This is a genomic window from Terrisphaera buseokensis (assembly GCF_047521145.2).
GTDB lineage: Bacteria > Verrucomicrobiota > Verrucomicrobiia > Opitutales > Opitutaceae > ER46.
Map to the genome: position 1 here is coordinate 3,418,382 of NZ_CM134186.1, position 14,349 is coordinate 3,432,730.

A 14,349-nucleotide genomic window follows, 5' to 3' on the forward strand; every position below is an offset into this window, starting at 1 on the left:
CCAGGGATGGCGCTGGAGGAATTCCCTCAGCATCGAGCCCTCTTTGCGGCGTCGGGTTGACCCGATGGCCGAGATCGCGTCCCGTGCCGGGTCGTGTCCCGTCCTCTGCCCACGCTGGTTCATCTCGATGCCGACGCCTTCTTCGTGTCGTGCGAACTCGCGCTGCGGCCGGACTTGCGGGGGACGAAATGCGCGGTGGGCGGACGCGAGCGTGGCATCATTTCCTCGGCCAGCTATGAGGCGCGCGCGTGCGGTGTCTACACGCCGATGCCGACGCAGCGGGCGTTGAAGGTGTGCCCGGATCTGATCCTGTTGCCGCACACATCGGGACTTTACGGGAAGGTGTCCCACCAGATGTTCGACCTGTGCGAAACGCTCACGCCGCTCGTGCAACGCAACTCGATCGACGAAGGCTATCTGGACCTGCAGCCGTGCGGAATGAGGTCGTCGGCCGAGGTCGAAGCGAAGGTGAGGGGACTGCAGCGGCGCCTCTGGGACGAGCTGCACGTGCCCGTCTCCTTCGGCCTCGCGACGAACAAACTCGTGGCGCAAATCGCATCCAAGTTGAGAAAGCCGCGCGGCTTCGTCGTGGTGCCGCCCGGTACCGAGGCGTCATTCCTCGCGCCCTTGTCGATCGGCAAGTTGCCCGGCGTCGGTGCGAAGACCGAGGCCGCGCTGGTGGAGCAGCACGGCATCCGGATGATCGGCGATGTGCGGACGAAGTCGGAGGACGAGCTGAAACGAATCTTCGGCGACAGCTGGCGTGAGATGCTCGCCACGGCGCGCGGCGAAGACGATCGGCCGGTGGAAACGGAGCACGACGACGCCAAGAGCTATTCGCAGCAGGAGACGTTCGGGCGCGACATCGGGGACTTCGCGGAGATTGAGCGCATCGTGAAACGAATGGTCGACGACCTGCTGCCGAAGATTCGCGAGGACCGGAAGCGCGTGCGCACGATGACGGTGAAGGTGCGTTATTCGGATTTCAGCCAGGAGACGCATGGTCGCACTCTGGAAACGGCCACCGACCTCGAGGCGCCGTTCTATCCGCTCGTGGCGCCGCTGTTGCAGGCGGCGTGGAGGAAGCGCCGGCCGCTGCGTCTGGTCAGCGTGCGCTTTTCGTCGGTTGAGGACAGCGCGGTGCAGTTGGAGATGTTCGCCGAGTCCGAGGAAAAACGCCGCCGCCTGGCCGGCGTGCTCGATGCGTTGAACAAGGGCGGACGCACGCCCGTCGTGCAGCACGGGCACCAGCTTGCCAAGCGACGCGCGGGTTCGTAGAAGGACAGCGATTCGTTATGCCGATCTACGAGTACTACTGTCCCGACAATCACACGATCTATCAGTTTTACGCGAAGACCCTCGCGCAGGGTCGGACCACGCCCCGCTGTCCCGACAACCCGAAGTTCCGGCTGAAAAAAGTGCTATCGTCGTTTGCCATCACCACGCGCGGCGGCGGCGAACCGCCGGCGGACGGCCCGGGCGGACCACCGGCCGGCGATGCGGCCGAGGATGCACGGATGGACGCCGCGATGGACGCGATGGAGCAGGAATTCTCGAGCGTCGATGAGAACGATCCGAAGGCCATGGGCCGCGTGATGCGCAAGATGTCCGAACTGACCGGCGAGAAGATGGACGAACAGTTCGAGGAGGTTGTGCGCAAGCTCGAGGAAGGTGCCGATCCGGATTCGCTCGATGACCAGTTGGGCGTCGGCGAAGAAAAGGCCGAGGACTCCGGCGATCCGCTGGGCGGAGGCATCGGCGCCGATCCCGGGATGCCGCCGGCCAAGGGGCCCAGGGATCCCAAGGAGCGGCGGCATCGCTTCAAGGCGCGGCCCGTGGCGCCGCGGCGGGATCCGAAGCTTTACGACTACGAGTAAATTCCCGGGAGCGCAGGCCTCCCGCCGGCAAGGGCTCGGAAGCAGCCGGGACCGCTGCCCTCACGGGGCTGCATTTGTTTTGAACCGAGGGCCGGACTGCGGAGTAGTGGAGCGTGATGTCTTCATCCGATCTCCTTTCACGCGTCGAAGCGGCCAAGCGGGCGGTGCTCGGGCAGACAGAGCTCCTGCACCGGGAGTTCGGTCGCGCCGAGAGCAAATGGAAATACGACGGCAGTCGCGTCACGGCGATCGACGTGGCGATCTCGGAGGGAATCTTCCGCGAACTCGCGGCGCAGTTTCCGCACGATCAGTACTTCAGCGAGGAGCTCAGCGAGACCGGCGCGCCGCTGCCGGTGACGGCGCGCTTTTCCTGGGTGCTCGATCCGATTGATGGCACCAACAACTTCGCGCTCGGCTTCGTGCATTGCGCCATCGCGCTGGCGTTGTGCGAAAACGGCGAACCGGTTTACGGCGTGGTGTACGACCTCAGCCGCAGTAAACTCATGCACGGCGGCCCCGGCTTCGGGATGTTCGACGGCGATCGACCGGCCCGGGTGAGCACCGCGGCCCTGACCAAGGAAACGCTCATCGGCTTTCACAGCCCCTTCGAGAAAAGCCTGCTGCCGATGGCGTCGGGCGTGCTGGGCCAATTCAAGATTCGCGGGCTCGGCAGCGCGACGTTGCACCTGGCCTACGTGGCCGCAGGATTGCTCGACGGCTGCGTCGACTTCAACGTGAAGATCTGGGATCTCGCCGCGGCCATTCCGCTGGTCCGCGCCGCCGGGGGCGAAGTCCATTTTCTGAACGGCGAGCAACTGCCGCTGCGGGTCTTCGATTTGAAGATGAAGCGCATCGTCTACGTCGCGGGCAGCGCCGTGATGTGCGCACGACTGCGGGAGCTGATGAAAATATAATCAACCAACCGCTGTAGCACCACAAAGACCCAGAGGCACAGAGAACTCGTGCTGCCGAAACTCTGCAGGATGATGCCAGTTCTCTCCCCTCGGGGTGAAACCGCTTCGCCTCCGCTTGTCGTCGTCTTCTCCGTGCCTCTGTGACTTTGTGGTTAGAACTCAGCCCCCGGCCTTAGGCCGCTGAATTCTCAAACCTGATACGTCTGTAACGGCACGGGATCGAGCACCCGTGCGGCCGGCATCTGGGTGGCCAGTTGCTGGGCGAACCATGCCCGCGCCGCCGGGTCGCCATGCGTCAGCACCACGCTGCGCGCGGAGGTTTGCACGGCGAATTCCAGCAACTCTTCTCGATCGGCGTGGCCGCTCATCTCGAAGCGTTCGACGTGAGCCTTGACCTTCACCTTCACGTTGGCGGCGGCGAAGAGGAAATCATCGCCCGGCTTCGTCGCGAGCAGCTGGCCGCCGGGAGTGTCGGGATCGCAGTAGCCGACAAATGCGATCGTGTTGCGCGCGTGGCCCAGCAGGCCCGAGGCAAACGCGTAGCTCGGCGTGCGCTCGACCATCATGCCGGAACTCACGATGTAGATCGCATTCTGTTTCTGGTCCTCGCCGGTCGCGATCTTGCGCGGGGTCGGCTTCACCTTGAGGTCCTTCAAAATATTCCGGTTGAACTGCACGTGCTTCGTCTTGCGCGCAATGTCGTCGAAGTAGTCCGCCAAATCCACGCCCAGTCCGCCGGTGTAGATCGGGCACTCCACGAGCCGGCCGAACTTGCGCGCGTCGTGCAGCACGCTGAACAACTCCTGCATGCGGCCGAGGGCAAAAACCGGAATGAGATAGGAGCCGCCGCGCTGGATCGTGTCGTTGATCGAGGAGATCAACCGGGCCACTTCGTTGACGCGTTCCTTGCCGAGCGGGCGTTCGGTGGTTCCCCGGGTGGTTTCCATGACCAGCGTGTCGAAATGCCCGGCCGGAAACTTGGCGCCAGGCAGCGTGCGCTGGTTCTCAAACAATACGTCTCCGGTGAAGAAGATGGCGCGATGCTTGTGGTGAATCTCGACGGCCGCGGCGCCCGCGACGTGTCCCGCCGGGTGGAAAATGACTTCGATCTCGTCCTTGGCTCCGCGGAAATGCTTCGCGTGACCAAACGGCAACCCGACGAGGCGCTTGCCGCAGCGGTCGATGTCGTCGTGGGTGAAAAGCGGGTAATCGGGGATGTTATCCTCTTCCTTCTGCCGGAGCATCACGTTCGCCGAATTGTGCAGCATGCGTTCGACGAGCATCCGGCTCGATGTCGTCATGATGACGGGCGCGTTGGGGTGTTCGCGCATCACCACGGGCAGGCTGCCGATGTGATCGAGGTGGCAGTGCGTGATGATGATCAGGTCGAGCGTCACCCCACGCAGGGCCTTCAAGTCCGGCGTGGCCACTCGGCCGACCCGCTTCGGATGCAGTCCGCAATCGAGCAAAATGTTGAGGTCGCCGAGCTGAATGAACAGCGAATTGGCGCCGATGCCGCCATCGCGGTTCAGGTCTGTTAGCTTCATGAACGGGCAGAAAGAACAAATATGCCGGCCGAGAACGAGAACGAAAATCAGGCGCGCGGCACGGTCATGTCGAACGGTGGCAGAATCACATGAATCTGCCGGCCTTGATCGTCGACGCCGTGAAAGCTCCCGTGCGCCGCGGCGTCGATGCCGGTCACGTGATAACTGTTGTACGAAAACTGTTCGCCGGGCGCGAGGCGCGGAGTTTCACCGACGATCTTGTCACCTTCGATCACCAGCTGCGTGCCGTCCGCGTGCTGCACGACCCACTTCCGGCCGAGCAGGGTGATTGTGTGCTCGGAGCCGTTGTGGATGGTGATGAAGTAAACGAAGGCGTGCGGTTTGTCCGCAGGCAGGCTCACCCCGCCATGGTGGTAGCAGAGTTTGTCGAGGCTGGCCGTCAGGCCGGGCAATTCACGCGAGCGGGACACGGCGAGAAACAGACCCGGGAATCCGCGAACAGCAAGAGGCTTGTGCACGCGGGCCGGGACGACGAGCGGCGGAAAGTTTCACGCTTGCTGCGCATCGCGGGGCGAAACAGAAATCGCGCCGCATGGCCAAACTCGCCCTTCTCTCCGTTTCGGACAAACGCGGTCTCGTCGAATTCGCCACCGCCCTCGTGCGGCAGCACGGCTACACGCTGCTCTCGACGGGCGGCACCGCCAAGCTACTTGCGGAAAAGGGACTGCCGGTGACGGAAGTGAGCCGGCACACCGGCTTCCCGGAAATCATGGAAGGCCGCGTGAAGACGCTGCACCCGAAGATTCACGGCGGACTGCTCTGCCGGCGCGACAAGCCGGACCACCTGGCGCAGGCGCAGAAGAACGACATCGCGCTGATCGATCTCGTGGTGGTGAATCTGTATCCATTCGAACAGACGGTCGCGCGCGCCGACGTGCATTTCGAGGAGGCGATCGAGAACATCGACATCGGCGGTCCGTCGATGCTGCGCAGCGCGGCGAAGAATCACGAGAGCGTGACGGTCGTGTGCGACCCGGCCGACTATGATGCGGTGATCGCCGCGTTCGCGACGGAGTCCACGCAGCCCGAGACGCTCGCCGAGCTGCGCCGCAAGCTGGCGCTGAAGGTCTTTCAGCGCACTGCGACCTACGACGCCGCGATTGCGCGTTACCTCGAGAGCCAGGCGGCGGGCCCGGATCTCGAGGCGTTGAGCGGGTTTCCCGCGACGCTCACGCTGTCGTGGAAGAAGGCGCAGGCGCTGCGTTACGGCGAGAATCCGCACCAGAAGGCGGCGCTGTACGGCACCTTCCACGACCACTTCACGCAGCTGCAGGGCAAGGAGCTTTCGTATAACAACATTCTGGATATCACCGCGGCGACGTACCTGATCGGCGAGTTCGAGCGTCCGACCGTTGCGATCCTCAAGCACACAAATCCGTGTGGTGTGGGCAGCGCGGATACGTTGATGGACGCCTGGGAAAAAGCCTACGCGACCGATCGCCAGGCGCCGTTCGGCGGCATCATCGTCGTCAACCAGACGCTCGACGCCGCGCTCGCCAAGGCCATCGCGGAGATTTTTACCGAGGTGATCATCGCGCCGCGCTTCCACGACGAAGCCATGGCGATCCTTTCCAAGAAGAAGAACCTGCGCCTCATGATCGCCAAGGGCGGGATCGGGGCGGATGCGCTGCAGGAGATTCGTTCCGTCGTGGGCGGCGTGCTCGTGCAGGATCGCGATCGCACGCTCGGGGAGGTGCGCGAATTCAAGGTGGTCACGAAACGGCAGCCGACACCGGACGAGTGGGCCGCGCTGATGTTCGGCTGGAAAGTCGGCAAGCACGTCAAATCGAACTCCATCGTTTACTGCCGCGGCGAGCAGACGCTCGGCGTGGGTGCCGGCCAGATGGCGCGCGTCGACAGCTCCCGCATCGCGGTCTGGAAGGCGGGCGAGGCCGGGCTCGATCTGCGCGGCTCGGTGGTGGCGAGCGAAGCGCTGTTCCCGTTCCCCGACGGCCTGATCGCTGCCGCTGATGCCGGGGCGACCGCGGCGATTCAACCGGGAGGTGCTATACGCGATGCGGAGGTGATCGCGGCGGCTGACGAGCGCGGGCTTGCGATGGTGTTCACCGCCAGCCGACACTTCAAACACTGACGAACCGCCCGGGGTTATTCCGGTCGAAGCCGCCATCATCCCCATGAAACGCCTCGCCCTCCTGCTGCTCGCTGCGTCGCTGGCTCTCGCCGGCTGTTACACGAATCCGGTCACCGGCCGCAAATCGCTCGTGCTCCTCTCCCAGGGTGAGGAACTCACGCTCGGGGCGCAGTCGTTCCAGCAGATTCGTGAAAAGGAAAAAGTCTCGGCCGACCCGGCGAGCAACGCGCGCGTGACCCGCATCGGCCAGCGCATCGCGAAAGCGGTCGGCAACGAGTTGCCCGATGCAAAGTGGGAGTTTGTCGTCTTCGATTCGAACCAGCTCAATGCATTCGCGCTGCCCGGCGGCAAGGTCGGTGTCTACACCGGCCTGATCAAGCTGGCAGAGAACGACTCGGAACTGGCGATCGTGATGGGGCATGAGATCGGTCACGTGATCGCCCGCCACGGCGCGGAGCGCATGTCCGAGGCGATGGTGATCTCGGGCGTCGGTGCGCTGGGCGCAGCGGCGGTGGAAGCCAAGACCGGCGACGCGGCCACGCGCCAGACCTTCGAGCTCGCGTACGGCGGACTGACCACGATCGGCCGCGTGCTGCCGCACTCTCGCGGCAATGAGAGCGAGGCCGATCGGATGGGCGCGATCTACGCGGCACGGGCCGGTTACGATCCCCGGGCGTCGATTACGTTCTGGCAGAAAATGATGGCACAAAAACAGGCCGCGGGCGGCGCAGCCTCGGAGGGCAAGCTGGGCGCGTTGCTTTCGACGCATCCCGCGGACACGACCCGCATCGCCGACCTTAAGGCACTCATGCCGTCAGTACTGCCGACCTACGAGCAGAACAAGGGCAAGTTCAACGATTGAATCCGGTGTGACGTTCCAGGCGCGTGCGTCGATTTGCCGTAACATTTCCGGTTGGCGCACGGCGCTGAATTGTCCCACGTTCACCGGATGTTCGATCCCGTTGAAAAGCTGAAGGAGTTCATCCGCCATCCCAGCGTCTCGACCGACCCCAAGTTCCGCGAGGGAATGAAGGGTGCCCAGGAGTTTGTCTCGAGCCTGCTGCGCTCCCTGGGCTTTTCCGTCGATGTGGTGGCGACGAAACTCCATCCGATTATTTTCGCGCAACGCGCGGGCGAGAAGCACTGGCCGCATCTGCTGATCTACGGTCATTACGACGTGCAGCCGGCCGACCCGCTCGCGCTATGGAAGACACCGGCTTTCGAACCGACCGTGATCGGGAATCGGATCTACGGCCGCGGCGCGGCGGACAACAAGGGACCCTTGCTCACGAACATCGCGGCGGTCGCCCAGGCGCTCGAGGACAATCCCAAGCTGCCGCTCCGGATCACGTTTCTCGTCGAGGGCGAGGAGGAGATGGGCAGCCCGAGTTTTCCGAAATTCCTCGAAGCGTACGCCGACAAGTTGAAGGAGGCGGATTTCGTGTATCTCTCCGACACGGCGCTGCCCAATGAGAATCAGGTCGTGCTGACCTCTGGTCTGCGCGGTCTGGCGCTGCTCGACGTGCATGTGACCGGACCCAATGGCGACCTGCATTCCGGCCTGCATGGGGGCGTGCTGCTCAACCCCATCCAGGCGCTCGCAGAAATTCTTGCGACGCTGCACACGCCGGAAGGGCGCGTGAACGTGCCGGGGTTTTACGACGATGTGCTCGACGTGCATCCGTGGGAACGCGACGAATTGAAGAAGCTCGGGGCCGACGAGAAGGCGTACGCCCAGTTCCTCGGCATCGATACCTTCTACACGACGCCCGGCTTCTCGCCGTTTGAATCAGTGCGTTTCCAGCCCACGCTCGAATTCAACGGCATTGGCGGCGGCTACCAGGGAGAAGGCACGAAGACCGTGATTCCGAGCAAGGCGTTCGCGAAGATCAGCTGCCGGCTCGTGCCGAATCAGCAGCCCGACGTGATCAAGCAGCGCGTGATGGACGCCATTCGCGCCCGCGCGCCGAAGGGCGTGAAGGTCGACTTTGTCGATCAGCACAAAGGCGACCCCTACGTCGTTGTGCCCCCCGGCCGCTCCAATACGCCGACCGATCAGTCTCCGGTCCTTGCGCGCGCCTTCCGCGCGGCGGAGCAGGCTGTAACCGAAGTGTGGGGACGCCCGCCGATCTATTTGCGCGAGGGCGGCAGCGTGCCGATCATTGCCGACATCAAGCGCAAGACCGGGCTCGATTCCGTGATGTTCGGATTGTTCCTCCCCGAGGACAATCTGCACGCGCCAAACGAAAGCTTTAATCTCGATGTGATGAAGAAAGGGATCGAGACCACGCGCCGCATGCTCGTGACCCTGGCGAAAGGGTAGGAGGGCTGGCGCGACTGCGCGGATGGACGCAAAAAAACGCCCCGGAAAATCCGGGGCGTTTTTGTATCCGTAAACTGGTTGCCGGCGATTTAGCTCAGAGCGGCAGAGGCGCGGCGCCTGCGGCGGCGGGCATCGGGCTGGTGCCGCCAGCGGGATTCACGACGACGAGGTCGACGCGGCGATCCTTCTCCATCGTCGAGGCGTCGGCATTCTTCGAAGCCTCGAGGCTGCCCTTGGAGAGCGTCTCGAGCTTGTCCGGCGACACGCCGATCGACTGGAGATATTTCTTCACCGCGTTGGCGCGACGATCACCGAGGCCGAGGTTGTACTCGGCGGTACCGCGCCAGTCGCAGTGGCCTTCGAGGAGAATCTTGTGCGTCGGATTCGTTTCCAGATACGCCTTGGCGGCCTTCAGCTTCTCGCGCTCGGCCGGCTTGATGGCGAAGCTGTCGAAGTCGAAGTACACCGTGGAGCCCTGCAGGGCGGTGCGATTCTGGTTGTTGATGTCGAAACCATTGCCGCGGTCGACGAGTCCGGCTGCGTTGGCCCCGAAGGAAGCGTCGACGGGGGCCGTGTTGATGCTCTGGCCGCCCGGCGTCTGCCCCAACAAGGTCTGGCCCGGGTCGGGCCGGCTCGGCTTTTTGGTGCAGCCCGCGAGCACGAACGCGGCACTGGCGACGGCGAGGCAAAGTTTGATCGAGGCAAGTTTCATGAGAAGGGAAAGAAATCTAGGGCGCTGGAGCAGAGCTATTGGGAAACGCGCCGGTTGCCGCAAGGCTTTTAGCACTGCGTTCAGACAGTCTTCTTGGGTTCGATCAACCCGACTTCCAACGCGTAACGCGTGAGGCTGGCGACGTCGTGCAGATTGAGTTTCCGCATCAGATTGGTCCGGTGGTTGTCGACGGTCTTCACGCTGATGCCGAGCTTGGCGGCGATTTCCTTCGTGCTGTGACTCTCGGCCACGAGCTGCAGAATTTCGCGTTCGCGATCCGTGAGGAAATCCGGGGCGTTGCTGGTCGCGGGATTGGCGACGACATTGCGGAGGAGGGCGGCGACCGCCGGACCGAAGTAGGTCCCGCCGTTCGCCACGGTCTCGAGGCCCTTCTTGAATTCGAACAGCCCGGCCGTCTTTTCGACGAAGCCGTGGGCCCCCGCCTCGAGCATTTCGCGCACGAGGACAGGATTCTCATGACCGGAAAACACCAGCACGCGCATCTGCGGGAGCTTCTTGCTCACCCGGCGCAGAATATCGACGCCGTTGAGGCCGGGCAGCTTCGCGTCGAGGACGCATACGTCGGGACTCGTGTCCAAACAGAGCTGCAGGGCGGTCTGACCGTCTCCTGCCTCGCCGACCAATTGATAGTTCGCGTCGAGTCGGAGGATTTCCACCAACATTTCACGAATCGCGGTTTGATCTTCGATAATGACGAGGCGTTTCATAGAATAATGAGGTGGAGGGCCTTGAATGGTGGGTCGACCGGGATTCGAACCCGGAACCAACGACTTAAAAGGACGCTGCTCTACCGTTGAGCTATCGACCCCCACACCAAGGAGGGCCGAAAATGGGTTTTTGCGCCGCAGGTTTGCAAGAAATTTCTCCCCGGTGAAATATGCGTGGCCATTGACCGCGGACCACTACGTGGTATCCACGCGCCTTTGGGAGCAGATCGTGGGAACAATTCAAAACTATAGTCATCAGAGCGAGGCAGAACGTATGTCCGCCAAGGCTCAAGAAGTTGCCCTCGACCGTTTGCTCGTTGATCGCTTCAAGGGAGGCGATCAGTCGGCATTTGACGAAATGGTGTCCCGTTACTGGGACCGCATCTATTCCATGGTGCATCAGCTGCTGAGAAATCAGCAGGATGCCGAGGAGGTGACTCAGGATGCCTTCATCCGCGCCCACCGCGGCCTGGCTAATTTCCGTGGCGACTCGGCTTTCTCGACGTGGCTCTACCAGATTGCCACGAACCTCGCGCGCAACCGCTACTGGTACTGGTGGCGGCGCAAGCGCGATCAATCCGTTTCCATTGATGCCCCCGTGAGCGCGGACAATGACATGACGCTTGCCGATGTAATTCCCGCCGAGGTGGAGTCGCCGGACGATATCACTGTGACGCAGGAGTTCGTCGCCCGCATCGGCAAAGGGATGGAACGCCTTTCAGCCAAGCACCGCGAGATACTCGTCTTGCGCAACGTCAAGAACATGTCCTACGAGGAGATCGCCGCCATCCTAGGCATCTCTGTCGGGACGGTAAAAAGCCGGATTGCCCGCGCACGCGAAAGCCTGCGCTCCAAGCTCGGAGAGGACTTCAAATGAAAGACTCAGAGTTCATCGAACTACTCAACCTCTACCTGGACCACGAGATTTCCGCAGCCGATTCGGCGCGGCTCGAGGCAGAGGTTCAAACCAACCCCGCCCGGCGCCGCGTTTACCAGCAGTACTGCCGCATGCAGAAGGCCTGCAAGCTGGTCGCAGCCGACTTTGAAACCACCGCGGATCGGCCTGAGGTCGCCCCGCCCACGAAAGTCGTGGCGTTTGATCCCGACGCACTTGCGCCCGCTGCGGCCCGTCGCCGTCGCGTGAATAACTTCTACACAGTCGGCACGCTGGTCGCGGCCGCGGCATGTGTCGCCATCGTTTTCATCGGTCGCAATCGGCAGGCGGCCACTGCCGAGCTGTCTACCGCTGCCGCTCCGACCGTCGCCCAAGTTGCCGCTCCCGCCACTCCGACGATCAGCCTGTCTACGGCCAACCCGGCGGGCAATTCAGGTGCGCTGAAAGTCCTGGTGGCCGCACCGGGCCGCGCGTCAACCCGGCTGGTGGCCGATCCGCTCTTCCTCACGGGCAGCTCACGGGCAGAAGCCGTCTATGCGGCGGCTGTGCAGCAGGCTAACGACCAGCTGGCCTGGCTTGAAGGTGTTCAACTCTCACCGCTGCAGACCCGACAGGTCGGCGCCGATGACCTGCAGTTCGTCTCGACGCTCCGCCCCGAAGGTCGAGCCTTGGGCCAGCGGCCCTCGAACGCCGCCCGGTCCGCCCAGGCCGAGGAGATGGTTACGTTCCAATTCATGAAATAAAGGCTGCCCGGACAATCTTGGCGGCGCGTCACTGCGCCGCCTTTTTTGTGCCCGCACGGGAGGCAGGAACGTAGGACGGCCTCGTCGATGCGGACGGTTGAACTAGCCGCGGCAATGTCGCCAGACATCGGATACAGCGGCCGTCGGTGCCTCGGGCGCGTAACGCTGGAGCGAACACTAGCCGTTTAATGCTTTCTTGATGAGTGCCTCAGTCGAGGCGTCGGCTCCGAGTGCGAGCGCGGCCCGGCGGACAGCCTGGTCGGCATCGGCGGCCTTGTAGCCGAGAGCTCCAAGCGCGGCGACGGCATCGCGGTGGCTGTTGGCGCCGGGGCGGACCGTTTCGCCGGAATCGGAGGCGGACGCCGGGCTGTCGGAACCACCCACCTTTGCTTTCAATTCAACGACGAGGCGCTCCGCGGTCTTCTTGCCGATGCCCGGACATTTCGCGAGCGTGCCGATGTCGCCGAGCCGAATGGCGCTTTCGAGCGAGGGCAGGGAAAGCCGGCTCATGATGGTGAGCGCGAGCTTGGGGCCCACGCCCGTGACATTTTCGATCATCAGGCGGAAGAAATCGCGCTCCGCCGGCAGCGCGAAGCCATACATCGTCTGCGCATCCTCGCGATAAATCACCAGCGTGTGCAATTTGACGGTTGCGCCCGGTGACGGTAGTCGCTCCGCCGTCGTCACGGGCACGTGCACCTCGTAACCAAAACCGTTCAGCTCGACGATGGCGTGCAGCGGAGTCGACGACGTAAGCGTGCCTTGAATCGAGGTGATCATGGGCCAAGTACCGGCGAGCCGGGAGAGGGGAGCGAGCCGAAAGGAAACGTCCGCAGCGCGCCTTTGCCACGCGCGTGCGGAACCGTTACTTCAAGCCCAGGACGTCCTGCATGTCGTACACTCCGGCGGGTTGATGCACGACCCATTGGGCCGCGCGCAACGCCCCGCGCGCAAAGATGCCGCGATCGCTGGCCTTGTGGGTCAGTTCGACGCGTTCACCAAGCGCCGCAAACATCACGGTGTGATCGCCCACGACGTCGCCGCCGCGGAGCGCGTGCATGCCCACCTCGGTCGGCGTCCGTTCGCCCGTGATGCCTTCGCGACCGTGACGCAGCGCACTCGCGTTGAGCTTACGTTCCTCGAGAATGATCTCCAGCAGCCGCGCCGCGGTGCCACTCGGTGCGTCCTTCTTGAAACGATGGTGCATCTCGATCACCTCGGCGTCGTAGTCCGAGCCGAGCACCGCGGCCGCGCGCCGGGTCAGGGCGAACAGCAGATTCACGCCGACGGAAAAATTACCCGCCCATACGCACGGCACCTGGCCGGCGAGGGCCAGCAGCGCCTTCTTTTCGGCGGCCGCATGGCCGGTGGTGCCGAGCACGACCGGCTTTTTCTGTGCGACCGCCAACTCGAGGATTGAGCGGGTGGCCGCGTGCGAACTGAAGTCGACCACGACGTCGCAACGAGCCAGGCCCGCCGCCGCGTCGTCGCCGACGTCAATGGCCGCGCCGACGACGAGATTCATTTCGCGCGCCGCACTTGCGACCGCCTGGCCCATGCGCCCCCGGGCGCCGTTGATGAGAATGCTGAGTGACATGGCGGAAAATCAGTCCAGGGCGGCGAGCACCTTTTCCAGGGCCTTCGCACTGGCGGGCGCCATCTCGCATAGTGGAGAGCGCACATCGCCGGTCGTGATCACGCCGGCCCGCACGAGCGCGGCCTTGATCGGGACCGGGTTCGGCTCGATGAACAATGTCTTGAAAGCTGGATACAGCCGGCGGTGGATCTTCGCGGCGCGCGCGAAATCATTGTCGAGCGCGAGTCGGACCATCTGGCCGATTTCCCGCGCGAACAGATTCGAGGCCACGCTGATCACGCCCTCGGCGCCGACCGAGATGAAGGGGAGGGTGAGTGAGTCGTCGCCGCTGAGGACCGCGATGTCCTTGCCGAGCGCCTGCTTAATCTGATCAACGCGATCAACGCTGCCGCCGGCCTCCTTGATCCACGCGACGTGCTTGTACTTCGCGCGCAGTCGGACAATGACGTCGACACTGATCTCGATCCCGCAACGACCGGGGATCGAGTACAGGATGATCGGCTTGTCGGTCGCATCGGCGATGGCGGAGAAGTGGCGAAAGAGACCTTCCTGGCTCGGCTTGTTGTAATACGGCGCGACCACGAGCATCGCATCGGCACCGGCGTCGTGTGAAAGTTTGGTAAGTTCGATCGCCTCGTGCGTGGAGTTGGATCCCGTGCCAGCAATGACAGGCACGCGGCCGCGCGCCTCCGCGATCACGAACTTGATCACGTCCATGTGCTCCTCGTAACCCAGTGTGGGCGACTCGCCTGTCGTGCCCACCGGCACGAGTCCATCGATGCCTCCCTTGATCTGATACGCGACGAGATTTTTAAGATCTGTATACGAAATCTGACCGTCGCGAAACGGTGTAACGAGCGCTGTGATGGTGCCGGTGAGAGGGCGGAGTTTCATGAAATC

Annotated in this window: 15 protein-coding genes and 1 tRNA gene; 8 read left to right on the plus strand and 8 right to left on the minus strand. The window is 63.4% G+C overall.

From position 1 onward, the window contains the following. Positions 1–93 precede the first annotated feature (93 nt). The 3 genes from ACLJEU_RS12810 (at position 94) to ACLJEU_RS12820 (ending at position 2,791) form a co-directional block, all read left to right on the plus strand. Positions 94–1,278 carry a Y-family DNA polymerase gene (locus tag ACLJEU_RS12810; RefSeq protein WP_414664979.1) on the plus strand — a complete coding sequence of 395 codons (1,185 nt, stop codon included), beginning with the start codon at positions 94–96 and terminating at the stop codon, positions 1,276–1,278. A 17-nt stretch (positions 1,279–1,295) separates the two neighbouring features. Continuing rightward, the gene (locus ACLJEU_RS12815) at positions 1,296–1,877 is read left to right on the plus strand and encodes an FmdB family transcriptional regulator (protein WP_414664980.1); all 582 of its coding nucleotides are present in this window, start codon (positions 1,296–1,298) and stop codon (positions 1,875–1,877) included. A 116-nt stretch (positions 1,878–1,993) separates the two neighbouring features. Next, on the plus strand, positions 1,994–2,791 hold the full coding sequence (locus ACLJEU_RS12820; RefSeq protein WP_414664981.1) for an inositol monophosphatase family protein: 798 nt from the start codon (positions 1,994–1,996) through the stop codon (positions 2,789–2,791). Positions 2,792–2,979: 188 nt separating this feature from the next. Here ACLJEU_RS12820 and ACLJEU_RS12825 read toward each other — a convergent pair whose 3' ends face one another. Both ACLJEU_RS12825 and ACLJEU_RS12830 read right to left on the minus strand, forming a co-directional pair. Beyond that, positions 2,980–4,338, minus strand: coding sequence for an MBL fold metallo-hydrolase (locus ACLJEU_RS12825; protein WP_414664982.1), 1,359 nt, complete (start codon positions 4,336–4,338; stop codon positions 2,980–2,982). A gap of 47 nt (positions 4,339–4,385) precedes the next feature. Next, complete coding sequence (locus ACLJEU_RS12830; protein ID WP_414664983.1) at positions 4,386–4,769, minus strand: Co(2+)/Mg(2+) efflux protein ApaG; 384 nt, start codon at positions 4,767–4,769, stop codon at positions 4,386–4,388. A 122-nt stretch (positions 4,770–4,891) separates the two neighbouring features. Between ACLJEU_RS12830 and purH the strand changes: the two genes are divergently transcribed. From purH to ACLJEU_RS12845, 3 genes are all read left to right on the plus strand, one after another. Beyond that, a complete protein-coding gene (gene purH / locus ACLJEU_RS12835) occupies positions 4,892–6,451 on the plus strand; it encodes a bifunctional phosphoribosylaminoimidazolecarboxamide formyltransferase/IMP cyclohydrolase (RefSeq protein ID WP_414664984.1) in 1,560 nt (519 codons plus the stop codon). Between the two features lie 43 nt (positions 6,452–6,494). Next, positions 6,495–7,313 (plus strand): M48 family metallopeptidase, encoded by an 819-nt coding sequence (locus ACLJEU_RS12840; protein WP_414664985.1) that lies wholly within the window; start codon positions 6,495–6,497, stop codon positions 7,311–7,313. An 87-nt stretch (positions 7,314–7,400) separates the two neighbouring features. Continuing rightward, on the plus strand, positions 7,401–8,774 hold the full coding sequence (locus ACLJEU_RS12845; protein ID WP_414664986.1) for a M20/M25/M40 family metallo-hydrolase: 1,374 nt from the start codon (positions 7,401–7,403) through the stop codon (positions 8,772–8,774). Positions 8,775–8,868: 94 nt separating this feature from the next. Here the strand turns inward: ACLJEU_RS12845 and ACLJEU_RS12850 are convergent, their stop codons facing one another. The 3 genes from ACLJEU_RS12850 to ACLJEU_RS12860 all read right to left on the minus strand — a co-directional run bounded on the left by ACLJEU_RS12850 (position 8,869) and on the right by ACLJEU_RS12860 (position 10,315). Then, positions 8,869–9,486: an OmpA family protein gene (locus ACLJEU_RS12850; protein ID WP_414664987.1), complete on the minus strand. Its 618-nt coding sequence runs from the start codon at positions 9,484–9,486 to the stop codon at positions 8,869–8,871. Positions 9,487–9,566: 80 nt separating this feature from the next. Continuing rightward, complete coding sequence (locus ACLJEU_RS12855; RefSeq protein ID WP_414664988.1) at positions 9,567–10,214, minus strand: response regulator; 648 nt, start codon at positions 10,212–10,214, stop codon at positions 9,567–9,569. 26 nt (positions 10,215–10,240) lie between these two features. After that, positions 10,241–10,315 (minus strand) — tRNA-Lys (locus ACLJEU_RS12860). 62 nt (positions 10,316–10,377) lie between these two features. Between ACLJEU_RS12860 and ACLJEU_RS12865 the strand changes: the two genes are divergently transcribed. After that, the gene (locus tag ACLJEU_RS12865) at positions 10,378–11,091 is read left to right on the plus strand and encodes an RNA polymerase sigma factor (RefSeq protein ID WP_414664989.1); all 714 of its coding nucleotides are present in this window, start codon (positions 10,378–10,380) and stop codon (positions 11,089–11,091) included. Continuing rightward, positions 11,088–11,852, plus strand: a complete 765-nt coding sequence (locus tag ACLJEU_RS12870) for an anti-sigma factor family protein (RefSeq protein WP_414664990.1) — start codon at positions 11,088–11,090, stop codon at positions 11,850–11,852. The genes ACLJEU_RS12865 and ACLJEU_RS12870 overlap by 4 nt, the downstream gene beginning before the upstream one ends. Before the next feature lie 177 nt (positions 11,853–12,029). Here ACLJEU_RS12870 and ruvA read toward each other — a convergent pair whose 3' ends face one another. From ruvA to dapA, 3 genes are all read right to left on the minus strand, one after another. Then, a complete protein-coding gene (gene ruvA / locus ACLJEU_RS12875; RefSeq protein ID WP_414664991.1) occupies positions 12,030–12,632 on the minus strand; it encodes a Holliday junction branch migration protein RuvA in 603 nt (200 codons plus the stop codon). Positions 12,633–12,717: 85 nt separating this feature from the next. After that, positions 12,718–13,449: a 4-hydroxy-tetrahydrodipicolinate reductase gene (gene dapB, locus ACLJEU_RS12880; protein ID WP_414664992.1), complete on the minus strand. Its 732-nt coding sequence runs from the start codon at positions 13,447–13,449 to the stop codon at positions 12,718–12,720. 9 nt (positions 13,450–13,458) lie between these two features. Next, a complete protein-coding gene (gene dapA, locus ACLJEU_RS12885; RefSeq protein ID WP_414664993.1) occupies positions 13,459–14,343 on the minus strand; it encodes a 4-hydroxy-tetrahydrodipicolinate synthase in 885 nt (294 codons plus the stop codon). Between the last annotated feature and the right edge of the window lie 6 nt (positions 14,344–14,349).

Excerpts from the sequence above, each read along its gene's own strand:
- ACLJEU_RS12815 (WP_414664980.1), top strand. The coding sequence starts at position 1,296 with ATGCCGATCTACGAGTACTACTGTCCCGACAATCACACGATCTATCAG.
- ACLJEU_RS12820 (WP_414664981.1), top strand. The coding sequence starts at position 1,994 with ATGTCTTCATCCGATCTCCTTTCACGCGTCGAAGCGGCCAAGCGGGCG.
- ACLJEU_RS12825 (WP_414664982.1), bottom strand. The coding sequence starts at position 4,338 with ATGAAGCTAACAGACCTGAACCGCGATGGCGGCATCGGCGCCAATTCG.
- purH (WP_414664984.1), top strand. The coding sequence starts at position 4,892 with ATGGCCAAACTCGCCCTTCTCTCCGTTTCGGACAAACGCGGTCTCGTC.
- ACLJEU_RS12840 (WP_414664985.1), top strand. The coding sequence starts at position 6,495 with ATGAAACGCCTCGCCCTCCTGCTGCTCGCTGCGTCGCTGGCTCTCGCC.
- ACLJEU_RS12845 (WP_414664986.1), top strand. The coding sequence starts at position 7,401 with ATGTTCGATCCCGTTGAAAAGCTGAAGGAGTTCATCCGCCATCCCAGC.
- ACLJEU_RS12850 (WP_414664987.1), bottom strand. The coding sequence starts at position 9,486 with ATGAAACTTGCCTCGATCAAACTTTGCCTCGCCGTCGCCAGTGCCGCG.
- ACLJEU_RS12855 (WP_414664988.1), bottom strand. The coding sequence starts at position 10,214 with ATGAAACGCCTCGTCATTATCGAAGATCAAACCGCGATTCGTGAAATG.
- ACLJEU_RS12870 (WP_414664990.1), top strand. The coding sequence starts at position 11,088 with ATGAAAGACTCAGAGTTCATCGAACTACTCAACCTCTACCTGGACCAC.
- ruvA (WP_414664991.1), bottom strand. The coding sequence starts at position 12,632 with ATGATCACCTCGATTCAAGGCACGCTTACGTCGTCGACTCCGCTGCAC.
- dapB (WP_414664992.1), bottom strand. The coding sequence starts at position 13,449 with ATGTCACTCAGCATTCTCATCAACGGCGCCCGGGGGCGCATGGGCCAG.
- dapA (WP_414664993.1), bottom strand. The coding sequence starts at position 14,343 with ATGAAACTCCGCCCTCTCACCGGCACCATCACAGCGCTCGTTACACCG.